Here is a 16,924-nt window from a genome sequence, read left to right as displayed (position 1 = left end):
TTACTTTTGACAAAGCAAATTATAACTTTTTACCATACTGTTCAAAAAATACTCACGAAAGATCAACACGCCCTAATGTCCTCTTCGTTACTTAAAGAGATTCGACAATGCCGAGCTTGTGAGCCTCACCTATCACACGGTGCCAACCCAGTGGTTCAAGCACACCCAAACGCGCGCTTACTGATCATCGGTCAAGCGCCAGGTATCAAGGTGCATGAGTCTTCGATTCCTTGGAATGACGCCAGTGGTGAACGGCTAAGAGAATGGTTAGGGATAGATAGCGATACTTTTTACGACAAACAAAAAGTCGCGATTGTTCCGATGGGGTTTTGTTATCCAGGAAAAGGAAAAAGTGGCGACCTCCCTCCAAGACCAGAATGTACAGAGTTGTGGCATCAAAAAGTACTGCAATCATTACCCAATATCCAAATGACTCTATTGATTGGTCAGTATGCGCAAAACTATTACTTAAAGGAAAGGACAACTAAAACACTGACAGAGACTGTCAAAAACTGGCAGGCTTGGGCACCGGAATTTTTACCACTTCCCCACCCTTCACCACGTAATAACATCTGGCTCAAGAAGAACCCGTGGTTTGAGAGTGAGTTTATTCCTTACATCCGGCAGCACATCTCAGAGCATTTGGCCTACTATGATCTAAATACCTAATTAACGGCACACGGCGAAGTTCAACAAGTATTAAATGCCGAGCTTCAGGCAATAAAAAAGCGCTGCGGGTTGCCCAGCAGCGCTTTCAATCATCTTACACAGAATTACTTGTGGTAAGGCTTAGACAGTTCGTGAACAGCGTCAACGAATACACCAGCATTTTCTGGCGGCACATCTAAGTGAATACCGTGGCCTAGGTTAAATACATGACCTGTACCACCGTCGCCAAAGCCTTCAAGAATGCTACCTACTTCTTCACGAATACGTTCTGGTTGAGCGTAAAGTATAGAAGGGTCCATGTTACCTTGCAGTGCCACTTTGTCGCCAATGCGAGCTTTCGCGTCTGCGATATTGATTGTCCAGTCTAGACCTACAGCATCACAGCCAGTTGCTGCGATAGACTCAAGCCACATGCCGCCGTTCTTAGTGAACAGAGTAACCGGTACTCGACGACCTTCGTTTTCACGGATTAGGCCATCAACGATTTTATGCATGTATTGCAGTGAGAACAGGTTGTAATCACGAGGAGTCAGTACACCACCCCATGTATCAAATACCATTACCGATTGAGCACCCGCTTTAATTTGCGCGTTTAGATATTCAATCACGCTGTCAGCCAGCTTATCTAGAAGTAGGTGCAGTGTTTGTGGTTCTGCGTACATCATCTTCTTGATCTTAGTGAATGCTTTAGAGCTTCCACCTTCAACCATGTATGTCGCTAGTGTCCAAGGGCTACCAGAGAAACCGATCAGTGGCACTTCACCTTTCAGATCTTTACGGATCTGACGAACCGCATTCATTACGTATTGAAGCTCGCCTTCAGGATCCGGTAGGCCAATCTTCTCTACATCGGCTTTACATGTGATAGGGCGCTCAAACTTCGGGCCTTCACCTGTTTCAAAGTACAAACCTAAGCCCATTGCGTCTGGGATAGTTAAGATGTCTGAAAACAAGATTGCCGCATCAAGCGGGAAACGACGTAAAGGTTGAAGTGTGACTTCTGATGCCAGTTCCGCGTTTTTGCACAAAGACATGAAATCGCCCGCTTCTGCGCGTGTTGCTTTGTACTCTGGAAGATAGCGGCCAGCTTGGCGCATCATCCATACCGGTGTGTAGTCAACAGGCTGCTTTAAAAGTGCGCGTAAATAGCGATCGTTTTTTAATTCGGTCATTCCGTTAAATCCAATTCAATCTTGTCTAATTTTGATGATCAGTATTCTAACACTGATTACAGGGTAAAAGCTGTGTGCTTTGCTACCCAGATCAAGTTATTAACTTTTAGACCCATGGTTAATTTGCACCCAATCACGAGAGTATGTTAAAAATTTGTGTACTAGCGAAAATTACAATTATAACATCTGAGTAGTCACTGCTCAGCATCTCATAACGACATCTTACTTACCCCTCCACTTGTGGAGGTTTTTTTTGGCTTTTGATCACCGACAGGCCAAATGCAACAGCAGGTGATTGTGTGTTTTTACTTATACTCTAACTCGCCCTTGATATCGTTAACCGTTTGCTCAATCAATTGTCTGGCAATGGTTCCAACAGGCGCCACATCCGGTAAGCGTGTAACATCAAACCATTGGGCATCCGAAAGCTCACTGTAATCCGGCTTAAGCACACCACCAGCATAATCCGCGAGAAAGCCCATCATCATACTCGATGGAAACGCCCAAGGCTGACTACCAAAGTAACGGATATTGCCGACATTGATGCCCGTTTCTTCTTTGACTTCTCGCGCTACACACTGCTCTAAGGTTTCTCCAACCTCTAGAAAGCCCGCTATCACGGTATACATGCCGGCTTTATGCCTTGGGTGCTGAGCCAGCAATATCTGATTATCGTTTCGTACAGCGACAATGATGCACGGAAAAATACGAGGATAATGCAGCGTTCGACAGTCTCCACACTGCATCGCCACCTGATTATGATTAAGGTGATTACGACCGCCACACTGTGGACAAAAACGCATACTTTGGGTCATGTACCCATATTGAATGGCTTTGCTTGCCATCAGAAAGCCTGACTCAGACCAATGCAATAGCTCTCTAAGGTTAACCATCGTTAAATCGCCTTCAACATCACAGTCGTTGAGCCAGTATACCTTGCGTCCTTGATATCGACCGATATAGGTAGCACATTCACCACTTAACCCTAACTCATCCGCAGTGCCGTAAGGAAGTTGGTCGTTATTAACCCAAATATCACTACCGGAAACGACGCACCAATAAGCTTGCCCTGTCATTTTATTATCACGTTTTTTTAACATCCTTATGCCTCATCGCTTGCAGTTCGTTCATTTTACTGGCAATCTAATTTCATACTAGAGTTGTAGCCGAGAATATTTCAAGCTATTACTTTTAGTGGAGAATCAATAAAACGGACCCTGCGTAGGCAATTTTAATGATCACCAGGTTGTGGTCAGATCATGAGGACATGGTCATGCTCAATAAATTTAAGCAAATACAAGAACAATGGGGTGGCTCAAATGAGGTCATCGATCATTGGCTCGACACTCGACAATCTCTTATCGTCGAATACTGTAAACTCGCTGCACTTCAGCCTTCTTCATCAAAGCCCGCTGCAGTTACACAGCTTCCTTCTCCTGAAGAACTGCAAAACTTCAGCCAGCATCTTGTTGATTATATTTCCGAAGGCCATTTCAAAATCTATGACATGGTGATGGATAAGTGGCAATCAACGGGGTTTAAAGCCACTGATGAAATAAATCAGTCGTACGGTCATATCGTACTCACTACGGAACCTCTGCTGAATTTCACCGACAAATACGCTGCAATCAAAGCCAATGATGAGCTAGAAAACTTTGATATTGAGCTCTCTTTGATTGGCGAAATTATTGAGGCAAGGTTCGAAGTTGAAGACCAACTCATTCAGCAAATTGCCGATAGCTTAGCGGTACCGCCAGGCGCTTAGTTAAACTGAATGACCAACAAGCTTGCCTCAGTGCAAGCTTGTTGTTTTGATTATAAGGTTACGAGTTAAACCCTTAGCCCCTCCACTAGAGCCTATCAATTAGCACCTATTATCTATTTGCCGATAACCAGAGGTGACAACTCGAATTAACTTCATCCTCACACCCCAGTAAATAACCCAAATAGACGTCGAAAAAACACTCACGACGAAGACCACCAGCCAAGTGATCAAGCATACCTAGCCGGTTCTAACCTGTAGACCCTTCTCGTAAAATACCAATACACCAGATACAAAAAAGGCACCCGAAGGTGCCTTTTTCTTATCTCTTAGAGACTACTCGTAGAGCTTACTCTTCTGAAGAGAAACCAGCGTTTAGAAGTGCTGCTAGATTGTCCGTCGCTTGTTCAGCTGAAGGACCTTCTTGCTCTTCTTCACGTTGCTTTTGACGCTCTTGGTGGTATGCGAAACCAGTACCAGCTGGGATCAGACGACCAACAATTACGTTCTCTTTCAGACCGCGAAGGTCATCACGCTTACCAGAAACCGCAGCTTCTGTTAGTACGCGAGTCGTTTCTTGGAACGATGCAGCTGAGATGAATGACTCAGTTGCAAGAGATGCTTTAGTAATACCTAGTAGATCACGTTCGAAACGTACTAGTTCTTTACCTTCAGCTTCTAGCTTACGGTTAGCAATCTTAACATTGTGGTACTCAACTTGTTCGCCAGGTAGGAACTGAGAGTCACCAGAATGAGTGATTGTACACTTACGTAGCATTTGACGAACGATAGTCTCAATGTGCTTATCGTTAATCTTAACGCCTTGTAAGCGGTAAACTTCTTGAACTTCGTTCGCGATGTACTGAGTTACTGCGTGGATACCACGTAGACGCAGGATATCGTGTGGAGTTTCAGGACCGTCGGCGATTACATCACCACGTTCAATCTTCTCACCTTCGAACACGTTCAATTGACGATGCTTAGGAATCATCTCTTCGTAAGCGTCACCGCCTTCACGAGTGATTACTAGACGACGCTTACCTTTCGTTTCTTTACCGAAAGACACAGTACCAGTGTGCTCAGCAAGGATCGCAGGCTCTTTAGGCTTACGAGCTTCGAATAGGTCAGCTACGCGTGGTAGACCACCGGTGATATCTTTGTTTCCGCTCGATTTTTGAGGGATACGAGATAGTGTGTCACCAATGCCAACTTCAGCGCCATCTTCGATGTTTACAATCGCTTTACCAGGTAGGAAGTAGTGAGCTGGCATTTCAGTACCAGGGATCATTACATCGTTACCTTGCTCATCAACAAGTTTGATAGCCGGACGCATATCTTTACCTGCTGCTGGACGAGCTGCTGCATCTGTAACTTCAGAAGAAGAAAGACCCGTTAGATCATCCGTTTGACGAGAAACAGTTACGCCATCGATCATATCAACGAACTGGATGCGACCTGCCACTTCAGTGATGATTGGCATAGTGTGCGCTTCCCAGTTAGCTACAACTTCACCAGCTTCCACTGCGTCGTTGTCCGCTTTGCTCAGTACAGAACCGTAAGGAAGTTTGTGCTTCTCTTTAGTACGACCGAACTCATCAATAATCGTCATCTCAGATGCACGAGAAGTGATAACTAGCTTCTTGTCTTTGTTGATTACGAACTTAGCATTGTGAAGTTTCACAGTACCCGTAGTCTTAGCTTGGATGCTGTTCTCTGCTGCTGCAGTAGATGCCGCACCACCGATGTGGAACGTACGCATCGTTAGCTGTGTACCCGGTTCACCGATAGATTGTGCAGCGATAACACCAACTGCTTCACCTTGGTTGACTAGGTGACCACGTGCTAGGTCACGACCGTAACACTGTGCACAACAACCGAAGTCTGCATCACAGGTAACAACAGAGCGCACTTTCATGCTATCTACTGAGTTGTCTTCCATGATCTGACACCACTTCTCATCAATCAGAGTATTACGTGGGATCAGGACTTCTTCAGTACCTGGCTTAAGAACGTCTTCAGCGACTACACGACCAAGAGCAAGCTCAGAAAGTGCAACTTTAACGTCACCACCTTCGATGTGAGGCATCATGTCGATACCTTCATGCGTACCACAGTCATGTTCGTGTACTACAACGTCTTGAGCAACGTCTACTAGACGACGAGTTAGGTAACCCGAGTTTGCTGTTTTCAGTGCTGTATCCGCAAGACCCTTACGAGCACCGTGCGTTGAGATAAAGTACTGAAGGACGTTTAGACCTTCTTTAAAGTTCGCAGTGATCGGCGTTTCGATGATTGAACCATCTGGACGCGCCATCAGACCACGCATACCTGCTAGCTGACGAATCTGAGCTGCAGAACCACGTGCGCCCGAGTCGGCCATCATGTAGATGCTGTTGAACGATTCTTGCTGTTCTTCTTCGCCGTCACGGTTGATAACGGTTTCAGAAGATAGGTTATCCATCATTGCTTTCGCAACGCGGTCATTGGTAGATGCCCAGATATCGATAACTTTGTTGTAACGCTCACCCGCAGTAACAAGACCAGATTGGAATTGCTCTTGGATTTCACGAACTTCTTCTTCAGCCGATTCAATTTCATCGTATTTCGCTTGAGGTACAACCATATCGTCGATACCTACAGAAACACCAGAAAGTGCAGCGTATGCAAAACCTGCGTACATAATTTGGTCAGCAAATACAACGGTATCTTTTAGACCAAGCTTACGGTAACACTCGTTAAGAAGGTTAGAAATTTGCTTCTTACCTAGTTTTTGGTTAACGATGCTAAATGGTAGGCCTTTAGGAACGATCTGCCAGAGCATTGCACGACCAACAGTTGTGTCAACTAAGCCAGTATTCGTTGTGCTATTACCGTCTTCGTCTACCACTGTTTCTGTGATACGTACTTTAACGCGAGCGTGTAGCTCAGCCACTTTACTACGGTATGCCTTTTCAGCCTCAGCAGGGCCAGCAAGGTACATACCTTCGCCTTTCACGTTGATCTTGTCACGTGTCATGTAGTAAAGACCTAATACAACGTCCTGAGAAGGTACGATGATCGGGTCACCTGATGCTGGAGACAGAATGTTATTCGTCGACATCATCAGCGTACGTGCTTCAAGCTGTGCTTCTAGAGTTAGAGGCACGTGTACCGCCATTTGGTCACCATCGAAGTCGGCGTTGTATGCCGCACACACTAGTGGGTGAAGCTGAATCGCTTTACCTTCGATTAGTACTGGTTCAAACGCTTGGATACCTAGACGGTGAAGTGTAGGTGCACGGTTAAGCAGTACTGGGTGTTCGCGGATTACTTCGTCTAGGATATCCCAAACGATCGCTTCTTCGCGCTCTACCATCTTCTTCGCAGCTTTGATTGTCGTCGCCATGCCACGAGTTTCTAGCTTGCTGTAGATGAACGGCTTAAATAGCTCAAGTGCCATCTTCTTAGGAAGACCACACTGATGTAGACGAAGGTATGGACCAACTGTGATTACAGAACGGCCAGAGTAGTCTACACGTTTACCAAGAAGGTTCTGACGGAAACGACCTTGCTTACCCTTGATCATATCAGCAAGAGATTTCAGAGGACGCTTGTTAGAGCCAGTGATAGCACGACCACGACGACCGTTATCTAGAAGTGCATCAACAGACTCTTGCAGCATACGCTTTTCGTTACGTACGATGATGTCCGGAGCAGCTAGCTCTAGAAGACGCTTCAAACGGTTGTTACGGTTGATCACACGACGGTAAAGGTCGTTCAGATCTGACGTCGCAAAACGACCGCCATCTAGTGGTACTAGAGGACGTAGATCTGGCGGAAGAACCGGAAGTACAGTCAGAATCATCCATTGCGGATCGTTACCCGATGCAATGAACGCTTCAACTAACTTCAGGCGCTTAGTAACTTTTTTACGCTTAGTTTCTGAGTTAGTTGTTTCTAACTCTTCGCGCATCTCTTCCACTTCTTGATGAAGGTCCATTGTTGAAAGCAGATCTTTGATCGCTTCAGCACCCATCTTAGCAGTGAATTCGTCACCCCACTCTTCTAGACGATCCAGATACTCTTCTTCAGTAAGCATCTGAGATTTTTCTAGATCTGTCATACCTGGTTCAGTTACTACGTACATTTCGAAGTAAAGAACACGTTCGATATCACGCAGAGGGATATCCATCAGTAGACCGATACGAGACGGCAGTGATTTTAGGAACCAGATGTGAGCAACTGGTGAAGCTAGCTCGATGTGGCCCATACGGTCACGACGAACTTTAGTCTGTGTAACTTCAACGCCACACTTCTCACAGATAACACCACGGTGCTTCAGGCGCTTGTATTTGCCACAAAGACATTCGTAGTCTTTAACTGGACCAAAAATACGTGCACAGAACAGACCATCACGCTCAGGTTTGAACGTACGATAGTTAATTGTTTCTGGCTTTTTAACTTCACCAAAAGACCATGAACGGATCATGTCTGGTGAAGATAGACCGATTTTGATTGCATCAAATTCTTCGGTCTTATGCTGTGCTTTTAGAAAGTTTAATAAGTCTTTCACATTCAGCTCCTGTAAGGAGTTAAAGGAGCTCACTGCTATAGCAAGCTCCCTTTTACCAAATAATCCTATCTTCTTTTAATAAAGAGGAGGGATTACTCTTCGTCTTCTAGCTCGATGTTGATACCTAGCGAGCGAATCTCTTTCAACAGTACGTTGAACGACTCAGGCATACCAGGTTCCATGCTATGGTTACCGTCTACGATGTTCTTATACATCTTAGTACGGCCGTTAACGTCATCCGACTTAACTGTTAGCATTTCTTGTAGAGTATATGCAGCACCGTATGCTTCTAGTGCCCATACTTCCATCTCACCGAAACGCTGACCACCGAACTGAGCTTTACCACCAAGTGGTTGCTGAGTTACTAGGCTGTAAGAACCAGTAGAACGAGCGTGCATCTTGTCATCAACCAAGTGGTTCAGTTTCAGCATGTACATGTAACCTACAGTTACAGGACGCTCAAACGAATCACCAGTACGACCATCAAACAGTTTAAGCTGACCAGATTCTGGCAGATCACCCAGTTTAAGTAGTTCTTTGATTAGAGACTCAGAAGCACCATCGAACACAGGAGTAGCAATCGGTAGACCGCCACGTAGGTTCTTGATCAGTGTACGAACTTGATCATCAGACAGTTCAGCAATATCAACCTTCTGACGAGTATCACCAAGATCGTAAACCTTCTGTAGGAACTCACGGAACTTATGCAGTTCTTGTTGTTCCTTAACCATTTGGTTGATCTTGTCACCGATACCTTTCGCAGCCAAACCTAAGTGAACTTCTAGGATCTGACCGATGTTCATACGCGATGGTACACCCAGCGGGTTAAGTACGATGTCTACAGGCTGACCTTTCTCATCGTATGGCATGTCTTCAACAGGGTTAATCTTAGAGATTACACCTTTGTTACCGTGACGACCCGCCATCTTATCACCAGGCTGGATGCGACGTTTAACCGCTAGGTAAACTTTAACAATCTTAAGAACGCCAGGCGCTAGATCATCACCTTGAGTGATTTTACGACGCTTAGTTTCAAACTTCTTATCGAAGTCTGCTTTTAGCTCATCCCACTGCTCAGCAAGTTGCTCAAGCTGTGTTTGTAGCGCATCGTCTTCTAGAACTTGCTCTAGCCATTGCTTACGGCCGATAGTATCAAGCTTAGCTTCAGAGTAACCACCAGACAGAAGTACAGCTTTAACACGGTTAAGAAGGCCACCCTCAAGAATTTGGAACTCTTCAGTTAGGTCTTTCTTCGCTTCTTTAAGCTGCATCTGTTCGATTTCAAGTGCACGCTTGTCTTTCTCTACGCCATCGCGAGTGAAGACTTGTACATCGATGATAGTACCCGAAACAGAGTTTGGTACACGTAGAGAAGTATCTTTAACATCAGATGCTTTCTCACCGAAGATTGCACGTAGTAGCTTCTCTTCAGGAGTCAGTTGAGTTTCACCTTTAGGGGTTACTTTACCAACCAGGATGTCGCCACCCTTAACTTCAGCACCAATGTAAACGATACCTGACTCGTCTAGTTTAGACAGAGCAGACTCACCTACGTTTGGAATATCAGCTGTGATCTCTTCAGAGCCCAGCTTAGTATCACGAGCCACACAAGATAGTTCTTGGATGTGGATAGTCGTGAAACGGTCTTCTTGAACTACGCGCTCAGATACTAAGATCGAGTCTTCGAAGTTGTAACCGTTCCAAGGCATGAATGCGATACGCATGTTTTGGCCAAGAGCAAGTTCACCAAGGTCTGTTGAAGGACCATCAGCAAGAACATCGCCGCGTGCAACTGGTTCACCTGGAAGTACAGTTGGACGTTGGTTAATACATGTATTTTGGTTCGAACGCGTGTACTTAGTTAGGTTGTAGATATCGATACCAGCTTCGCCAGGTACCAATTCATCTTCGTTAACCTTAACTACGATACGAGAAGCGTCTACAGACTGAACTTGACCACCACGTCTAGCAACCGCTGTAACACCAGAGTCAACTGCGATGTTACGTTCGATACCAGTACCTACTAGAGGCTTATCAGCCTTAAGTGTTGGTACAGCTTGACGTTGCATGTTGGCACCCATCAATGCACGGTTCGCATCATCGTGTTCTAGGAACGGGATAAGCGAAGCAGCGATAGATACTACTTGGTTTGTCGCAACGTCCATGTAGTCAACGTGATCGCGTGAGTGAAGACCAGATTCACCCTTCTGACGAGCAGTGATTAGCTCATCTGCAAACGTAGATTCTTCAGTAAGAACTGTGTTTGCCTGTGCGATTACGAATTGACCTTCCTGGATTGCAGACAGGTAATCAACTTCTTCTGTTACTACACCATCTACAACGCGACGGTACGGCGTTTCTAGGAAACCGTAATCGTTACAACGCGCAAACGCAGATAGCGAGTTAATTAGACCGATGTTTGGACCTTCAGGCGTTTCGATCGGACATAGACGACCGTAGTGAGTTACGTGAACGTCACGTACTTCAAAGCCTGCGCGCTCACGAGTAAGACCACCAGGACCTAAAGCAGAGATACGACGTTTGTGCGTCACTTCTGACAATGGGTTGTTTTGGTCCATGAACTGTGAAAGCTGTGAAGAGCCAAAGAATTCTTTAACTGCAGCAGAGATCGGCTTAGCGTTGATAAGGTCTTGAGGCATGATTGCATCAAGATCACCAAGGCTTAGGCGCTCTTTAACGGCACGTTCAACACGAACTAGACCAACACGGAATTGGTTCTCTGCCATTTCACCTACAGAACGGATACGACGGTTACCAAGGTGGTCGATATCATCCACTTCGCCTTTACCGTTACGGATACCAATCAGTTTCTTCATCACTTCAATGATGTCTGACTCATCCAGAGTACCGCGCTCTTCTTCTTCTTCACGCTCAATAGAGCTGTTGAACTTCATACGGCCTACAGTTGATAGGTCGTAACGATCTTCAGAGAAGAATAGACTTTCGAATAATGATTCTGCAGCTTCTTTCGTTGGTGGCTCGCCAGGACGCATCATGCGGTAGATTTCTACCAATGCAGAGATGCGATCTACTGTGCTATCAGCACGTAGAGTGTCTGACATGAATGGACCGTGATCTAGGTCATTCGTGAACAGAGTTTCTAGAGCTTTGTGGCCTGCTTGAGACAGGTTAGCAAGTGCTTCTAGGCTAATCTCTTGGTTCGCACCAACGATGATCTCGCCAGTTGCTTCGTTGATGTAATCTTTAGATGCAACTTTACCAACGATGTACTCTACTGGTACTTCGATGTGCTCAACGCCATCTTTTTCAAGTTGACGGATATGGCGAGCAGTAACACGACGACCAGTCTCAACGTAAGTTTTGCCGTTTGCTTCGATGTCGAATGACGCAGTTTCGCCACGTAGACGATCTGGAACCAACTCCATAAGTAGAGTCTGGTCTTTCACTTCGAAGTTCACCTTGTCGAAGAACAGATCTAGGATCTCTTCAGTCGATTTACCAAGTGCACGAAGAATAATCGATGCTGGTAGTTTACGACGACGGTCGATACGTACGAATAAGTTATCCTTAGGATCGAACTCAAAGTCTAACCATGAGCCACGGTAAGGAATTACACGTGCGTTATAAAGAACTTTACCTGATGAGTGGGTCTTACCCTTATCACTGTCGAAGAACACGCCTGGGCTTCGGTGCAGCTGGGATACGATAACCCTCTCGGTACCATTAATTACGAAAGTACCATTGTCTGTCATAAGCGGAATTTCGCCCATGTAGACTTCTTGTTCTTTAATGTCTTTTACAGTACCTGCTGGTGCATCTCGATCAAAGATAACTAGGCGTAGTTTTACGCGTAGTGGCTTTGAGTAAGTAACACCGCGGATTTGACATTCTTTAACGTCAAAAACTGGCTCACCAAGACGGTAGCTAACGTATTGCAGCTCAGAATTGCCGTTGTAGCTCTGAATTGGAAATACAGAACGGAAAGCAGCTTCAAGACCGTATTGACCTTCTGGATCCTGTTCGATGAATTTGTCGAAAGAATCAAGCTGGATCGATAACAGGTATGGAATGTCCAAAACTTGTGGACGAGTACCAAAATCCTTACGGATGCGCTTTTTCTCGGTATAAGAGTAAACCATGGGGTTCCTCAGCTCGCTGATAAGTGACCCAAACCACCCAAAACACTCTTCAGAGGGGGTGGTGACAAACAGCTGTTTAGTGGTAGTGAACAATCATTTCGAAAAAATGACTGTTTTTTTGCTCGGATTATGACGGTTAAACAGCGGAAATTTCGTCATAGCCCTACAGCGCAAAAAGGCCGGTGGTTAATAAACCACCAGCCATTAGCCTTGCGGCTATGAAATTAAGTAATAATTACTTGATTTCAACAGAAGCGCCAGCTTCTTCTAGCTGTGCTTTAAGAGCTTCAGCTTCAGCTTTGTCAACGCCTTCTTTAAGCGCTGCAGGAGCTGAGTCTACAAGACCTTTAGCTTCTTTAAGACCTAGGCCAGTTGCGCCACGTACAGCTTTGATAACTTGTACTTTGTTAGCGCCAGCAGCAGTTAGGATAACGTCGAATTCAGTTTGCTCAGCAGCAGCGTCGCCGCCAGCTGCGCCGCCAGCTACAACAGCAGCTGCTGCAGTAACGCCGAATTTCTCTTCCATAGCTTCGATAAGCTCAACAACTTGCATTACAGACATTTCTGCAACTGCGTCTAGGATTTGCTCGTTAGTAATAGACATAACAATTCTCTTTTAAGTCAACAATAAGTTTAAATAGCAACCAGTGAAAAGCAAGGCTTATGCCGCAGCTTCTTCTTTTTGGTCGCGAACAGCAGCGATAGTACGAACCAGCTTGCCAGCAGAAGCTTCTTTCATGCACATCATTAGGCGTGCGATAGCTTCGTCGTAAGTTGGTAGTGTCGCTAGTACTTCAGCATCAGTAACTGCGCCTTCAAATGCAGCAGCTTTGATCTCGAAATCTTTATTCTCTTTAGCGAAGTCTTTGAAAAGACGCGCTGCAGCACCTGGGTGCTCGTTAGAGAACGCGATCAGAGTTGGACCAGTGAAAGTGTCTACTAGACACTCGTAGTCTGTACCCTGAACCGCACGGCGTGCTAGTGTGTTACGAACAACTTTCATGTAAACACCCGCTTCGCGAGCTTGTTTACGTAGAGAAGTCATTGCGCCAACTTCAACGCCACGAGAATCAGCTACAACTGCAGAAAGTGCACCACTGGCAGCTTCGTTGACTTCAGCAACAATTGCTTTTTTGTCTTGAAGATTTAAAGCCATTTGGATTAACCTCTGGTTGTGATTACAGCACTCAGTACAAAATGTATTGAGCGTTTACGATGTTATTTTTTAAAAATGAATAAATCCACTTCAAACCACAACATCGCCTACGTAGGTTTTATTAAGCTATCAATAATCTAATGAAAATCAACAGCGCCTACGGTCTTGGGATAGATGATGATTAAACTGCTTTAAAAATCACCCAACCACAAATATTAGGCGCAGAAGTATACACTAAATCTGCGCCTAAGCAAATTAGTTTGCTAGAGTGTTCAGGCTAGCCTGATCAACAGCAACACCAGCACCCATCGTAGTTGAGATGCTTACTTTCTTCAGGTAAGTACCCTTAGCTGAAGAAGGCTTAGCTTTCTTAAGAGCAACTAGAAGTGCTTCTAGGTTCTCTTGAAGCTGGTTAGCTTCGAAAGATGCTTTACCGATAGTAGTGTGGATGATGCCGTTCTTGTCGTTACGGTAACGAACCTGACCAGCTTTAGCGTTCTTAACCGCTTCAGCAACGTTAGGAGTTACAGTACCAACTTTAGGGTTTGGCATAAGGCCGCGTGGACCTAGGATTGTACCTAGTTGACCAACAACACGCATTGCATCTGGAGAAGCAACAACTACGTCGAAGTTCATTTCGCCTTTTTTCACTTGCTCAGCAAGATCTTCCATACCAACGATATCTGCGCCAGCAGCTTTAGCAGCTTCTGCGTTTGCACCTTGAGTGAAAACAGCAACGCGGATGTCACGGCCAGTACCGTGAGGTAGCACAGTTGCGCCACGAACGTTTTGGTCAGATTTACGAGCATCGATGCCTAGGTTAACAGCAACGTCTACAGACTCAACGAATTTAGCAGTCGCTAGTTCTTTAAGAAGAGCAACAGCTTCGTTGATTTCGTATTCTTTAGTTGAGTCAACTTTGTCGCGGATTACGCGCATACGCTTAGTAAGTTTTGCCATGATCTTATCCCTCTACCACTAGGCCCATTGAACGAGCAGTACCAGCAATAGAACGCTTCATTGCTTCGATGTCAGCACCAGTCATATCAGCAGCTTTAGTTTCTGCGATTTCCTGGATTTGAGCGTCAGTTACTGTGCCCACTTTTTCAGTGTTTGGACGACCAGAACCAGACTTAACGCCAGCAGCTTTCTTAAGAAGAACAGCAGCAGGTGGAGTCTTAGTTACGAACGTGAAAGAACGGTCGTTGTAAACAGTAATAACTACTGGAGTAGGTAGACCTTTCTCAACAGATTCTGTTTTTGCGTTGAACGCTTTACAGAATTCCATGATGTTCACGCCGTGTTGACCTAGAGCAGGACCAACCGGTGGACTTGGGTTTGCCATACCAGCTGCAACTTGCAGTTTGATATAAGCTTCAACTTTCTTAGCCATGATATTTCCTAATATTTGGGTACATGCGCCAGCCGTAAGGCGAGCTCCCCATAATTTCAATTAACTCTTTTTTACTTCCGCAGAAGCAAAAAGGCGCGAAATTATAATCATAATTCGCGCCTTTAACAACCCTAAAAAGGTGATTTTTTATACTCTTTAATTTTGAACAGCTTATGAAGCATTTATCCACAACTTGCTCAAAAGGTAAGAGTATCAGTCCAGTTTTTCAACCTGACCAAATTCAAGCTCAACCGGTGTTGCACGACCAAAGATCGATACAGATACCTTAATGCGGCTTTTCTCGTAATCTACTTCTTCAACAGTACCGTTGAAGTCAGCAAATGGACCATCGTTCACACGAACCACTTCACCCGCTTCGAACATTGTCTTAGGACGTGGAGACTCGCTCGCTTTCTCTAGACGGTTCAAGATAGCATCAGCTTCTTTATCAGTGATTGGTGCAGGACGATCAGAGGTACCACCAATGAAGCCCATAACACGCGGAATGCTGCGTACTAAGTGCCATGATTCATCATTCATGATCATTTGAACTAATACGTAGCCAGGGAAGAATTTACGTTCACTTTTACGACGTTGGCCTGCACGCATTTCCACTACCTCTTCAGTAGGTACTAGCACATCGCCAAACAGTTCTTCCATGTTGTGCATTTTAATATGCTCGCGTAGCGACTGTGCAACACGACCTTCAAAGCCAGAAAAGGCTTGAACTACATACCAACGTTTTTTTGGAGCTTCACTCATGAATCAGAACCCTCTACACCCCAGTTGCTAGAGAAACTAGACGGACCATAATGCCGTCAATTCCCCAAAGCACTAGAGACATAACAATACATACAGCTAAAACGATCAATGTAGTTTGCATAGTTTCTTGGCGAGTAGGCCAAACAACTTTACGAATCTCCATACGAGATTCTTTTGCAAAATCGATCGCAGCTTTACCTTTAGTTGTTGTTGCTGCAACGCCTAGTGCGGCAGCAATCAGCACAACTACACCTGCAGCGCGAATTACAACAGACAATTCACCATACAGGTAATTACCCACAACAGCAGCAGCCAACAGAACAAAAGCGACAATCCACTTCATTGTATCTGCTGCACTTGAGCTATCAGGAGTTTCAGCGTTTGCTTTCATAAAACCAACCTGTGATAAGTCTTAAATATAGACGACAATAACCCCGCTGTTGCAGGGCACATTCCTTTGCGTTGCAAAACAACACATCTAACAGTCATTTTAGTCAAAAAGACCGTTTAATTCTTTGCTAAGAGCCGAAATTGATGTTAAATCACTCAACTCTTTTTTCAGCGCAGAAAAAGGGCATCAAATGATGCCCTTTTTACTAGTGGTTCGTCAAATCTTATGCAAAGATTTTAGCTACAACACCAGCACCAACTGTACGGCCACCTTCGCGGATTGCGAAACGTAGACCTTCGTCCATTGCGATTGGAGCGATTAGCTCAACAGTCATTTGAACGTTGTCACCTGGCATTACCATCTCTACGCCTTCTGGTAGAGTGATGTCGCCTGTTACGTCAGTTGTACGGAAGTAGAACTGTGGACGGTAACCTTTGAAGAAAGGAGTGTGACGGCCGCCTTCATCTTTAGAAAGTACGTATACTTCAGACTCAAACTTAGTGTGTGGGTTGATAGAACCTTTCGCAGAAAGTACTTGACCACGTTCAACGTCATCACGCTTAGTACCACGTAGAAGTGCACCAACGTTCTCACCTGCACGACCTTCGTCAAGCAGTTTACGGAACATTTCAACACCAGTACAAGTAGTAAGAGTAGTCTCTTTGATACCAACGATTTCTACTTCGTCACCTACACGTAGGATACCGCGCTCGATACGACCAGTTACAACAGTACCACGACCTTGAATTGAGAATACATCTTCAATTGGTAGTAGGAACGGTTGGTCAACTGCACGCTCTGGCTCAGGGATGTAAGAATCTAGTGCTTCTGCAAGCTCAACGATCTTGTCTTCCCACTGCTTCTCGCCATTTAGTGCGCCAAGTGCAGAACCTTGGATAACTGGTAGGTCATCACCTGGGAAGTCGTATTCAGAAAGAAGTTCACG

The 16,924-nt window shown here is 45.1% G+C and carries 13 protein-coding genes; 2 read left to right on the top strand and 11 right to left on the bottom strand.

Going from position 1 to position 16,924, the window contains the following annotated elements:
* Positions 1-75: 75 nt before the first annotated feature.
* On the top strand, positions 76-669 hold the full coding sequence (locus Q1A70_RS15540) for a uracil-DNA glycosylase family protein (protein WP_299693490.1): 594 nt from the start codon (positions 76-78) through the stop codon (positions 667-669).
* Between the two features lie 104 nt (positions 670-773).
* On the opposite strand, the gene hemE is transcribed toward Q1A70_RS15540, so the two are convergent.
* Both hemE and nudC read right to left on the bottom strand, forming a co-directional pair.
* Positions 774-1,841: a uroporphyrinogen decarboxylase gene (gene hemE, locus Q1A70_RS15535; RefSeq protein WP_299693464.1), complete on the bottom strand. Its 1,068-nt coding sequence runs from the start codon at positions 1,839-1,841 to the stop codon at positions 774-776.
* A gap of 305 nt (positions 1,842-2,146) precedes the next feature.
* A complete protein-coding gene (gene nudC / locus Q1A70_RS15530; RefSeq protein WP_299693468.1) occupies positions 2,147-2,941 on the bottom strand; it encodes an NAD(+) diphosphatase in 795 nt (264 codons plus the stop codon).
* Positions 2,942-3,108: 167 nt separating this feature from the next.
* Here nudC and rsd point away from each other — a divergent pair, with 167 nt between their 5' ends.
* Positions 3,109-3,606 (top strand): sigma D regulator, encoded by a 498-nt coding sequence (gene rsd / locus Q1A70_RS15525; RefSeq protein WP_299693493.1) that lies wholly within the window; start codon positions 3,109-3,111, stop codon positions 3,604-3,606.
* Between the two features lie 346 nt (positions 3,607-3,952).
* Here rsd and rpoC read toward each other — a convergent pair whose 3' ends face one another.
* The 9 genes from rpoC to Q1A70_RS15480 form a co-directional block, all read right to left on the bottom strand.
* A complete protein-coding gene (gene rpoC / locus Q1A70_RS15520; RefSeq protein WP_299693471.1) occupies positions 3,953-8,155 on the bottom strand; it encodes a DNA-directed RNA polymerase subunit beta' in 4,203 nt (1,400 codons plus the stop codon).
* 92 nt (positions 8,156-8,247) lie between these two features.
* On the bottom strand, positions 8,248-12,276 hold the full coding sequence (gene rpoB / locus Q1A70_RS15515) for a DNA-directed RNA polymerase subunit beta (RefSeq protein ID WP_299693473.1): 4,029 nt from the start codon (positions 12,274-12,276) through the stop codon (positions 8,248-8,250).
* Positions 12,277-12,511: 235 nt separating this feature from the next.
* Positions 12,512-12,880, bottom strand: coding sequence for a 50S ribosomal protein L7/L12 (rplL, locus tag Q1A70_RS15510; protein ID WP_017631516.1), 369 nt, complete (start codon positions 12,878-12,880; stop codon positions 12,512-12,514).
* Positions 12,881-12,937: 57 nt separating this feature from the next.
* Positions 12,938-13,432 (bottom strand): 50S ribosomal protein L10, encoded by a 495-nt coding sequence (rplJ, locus tag Q1A70_RS15505; protein WP_010435550.1) that lies wholly within the window; start codon positions 13,430-13,432, stop codon positions 12,938-12,940.
* 255 nt (positions 13,433-13,687) lie between these two features.
* A complete protein-coding gene (gene rplA / locus Q1A70_RS15500; RefSeq protein WP_299693478.1) occupies positions 13,688-14,392 on the bottom strand; it encodes a 50S ribosomal protein L1 in 705 nt (234 codons plus the stop codon).
* A 4-nt stretch (positions 14,393-14,396) separates the two neighbouring features.
* Complete coding sequence (gene rplK / locus Q1A70_RS15495) at positions 14,397-14,825, bottom strand: 50S ribosomal protein L11 (protein ID WP_026084318.1); 429 nt, start codon at positions 14,823-14,825, stop codon at positions 14,397-14,399.
* A 213-nt stretch (positions 14,826-15,038) separates the two neighbouring features.
* The gene (gene nusG, locus Q1A70_RS15490; RefSeq protein WP_010435556.1) at positions 15,039-15,587 is read right to left on the bottom strand and encodes a transcription termination/antitermination protein NusG; all 549 of its coding nucleotides are present in this window, start codon (positions 15,585-15,587) and stop codon (positions 15,039-15,041) included.
* 13 nt (positions 15,588-15,600) lie between these two features.
* Positions 15,601-15,978, bottom strand: a complete 378-nt coding sequence (gene secE, locus Q1A70_RS15485; protein WP_017631512.1) for a preprotein translocase subunit SecE — start codon at positions 15,976-15,978, stop codon at positions 15,601-15,603.
* A 223-nt stretch (positions 15,979-16,201) separates the two neighbouring features.
* Positions 16,202-16,924 (bottom strand): EF-Tu/IF-2/RF-3 family GTPase (locus Q1A70_RS15480; protein WP_299693487.1); only part of this gene is annotated, 723 nt, incomplete at its 5' end.

The organism is uncultured Vibrio sp. (assembly GCF_947488985.1).
Classification (GTDB): domain Bacteria; phylum Pseudomonadota; class Gammaproteobacteria; order Enterobacterales; family Vibrionaceae; genus Vibrio.
This window is presented reverse-complemented; position numbering and strand designations above follow the sequence as displayed.

Coding starts and splice junctions, on each gene's coding strand:
- Q1A70_RS15540 (WP_299693490.1), top strand. CDS start 76: ATGTCCTCTTCGTTACTTAAAGAGATTCGACAATGCCGAGCTTGTGAG.
- hemE (WP_299693464.1), bottom strand. CDS start 1,841: ATGACCGAATTAAAAAACGATCGCTATTTACGCGCACTTTTAAAGCAG.
- nudC (WP_299693468.1), bottom strand. CDS start 2,941: ATGTTAAAAAAACGTGATAATAAAATGACAGGGCAAGCTTATTGGTGC.
- rsd (WP_299693493.1), top strand. CDS start 3,109: ATGGTCATGCTCAATAAATTTAAGCAAATACAAGAACAATGGGGTGGC.
- rpoB (WP_299693473.1), bottom strand. CDS start 12,276: ATGGTTTACTCTTATACCGAGAAAAAGCGCATCCGTAAGGATTTTGGT.
- rplL (WP_017631516.1), bottom strand. CDS start 12,880: ATGTCTATTACTAACGAGCAAATCCTAGACGCAGTTGCAGAAATGTCT.
- rplJ (WP_010435550.1), bottom strand. CDS start 13,432: ATGGCTTTAAATCTTCAAGACAAAAAAGCAATTGTTGCTGAAGTCAAC.
- rplA (WP_299693478.1), bottom strand. CDS start 14,392: ATGGCAAAACTTACTAAGCGTATGCGCGTAATCCGCGACAAAGTTGAC.
- rplK (WP_026084318.1), bottom strand. CDS start 14,825: ATGGCTAAGAAAGTTGAAGCTTATATCAAACTGCAAGTTGCAGCTGGT.
- nusG (WP_010435556.1), bottom strand. CDS start 15,587: ATGAGTGAAGCTCCAAAAAAACGTTGGTATGTAGTTCAAGCCTTTTCT.
- secE (WP_017631512.1), bottom strand. CDS start 15,978: ATGAAAGCAAACGCTGAAACTCCTGATAGCTCAAGTGCAGCAGATACA.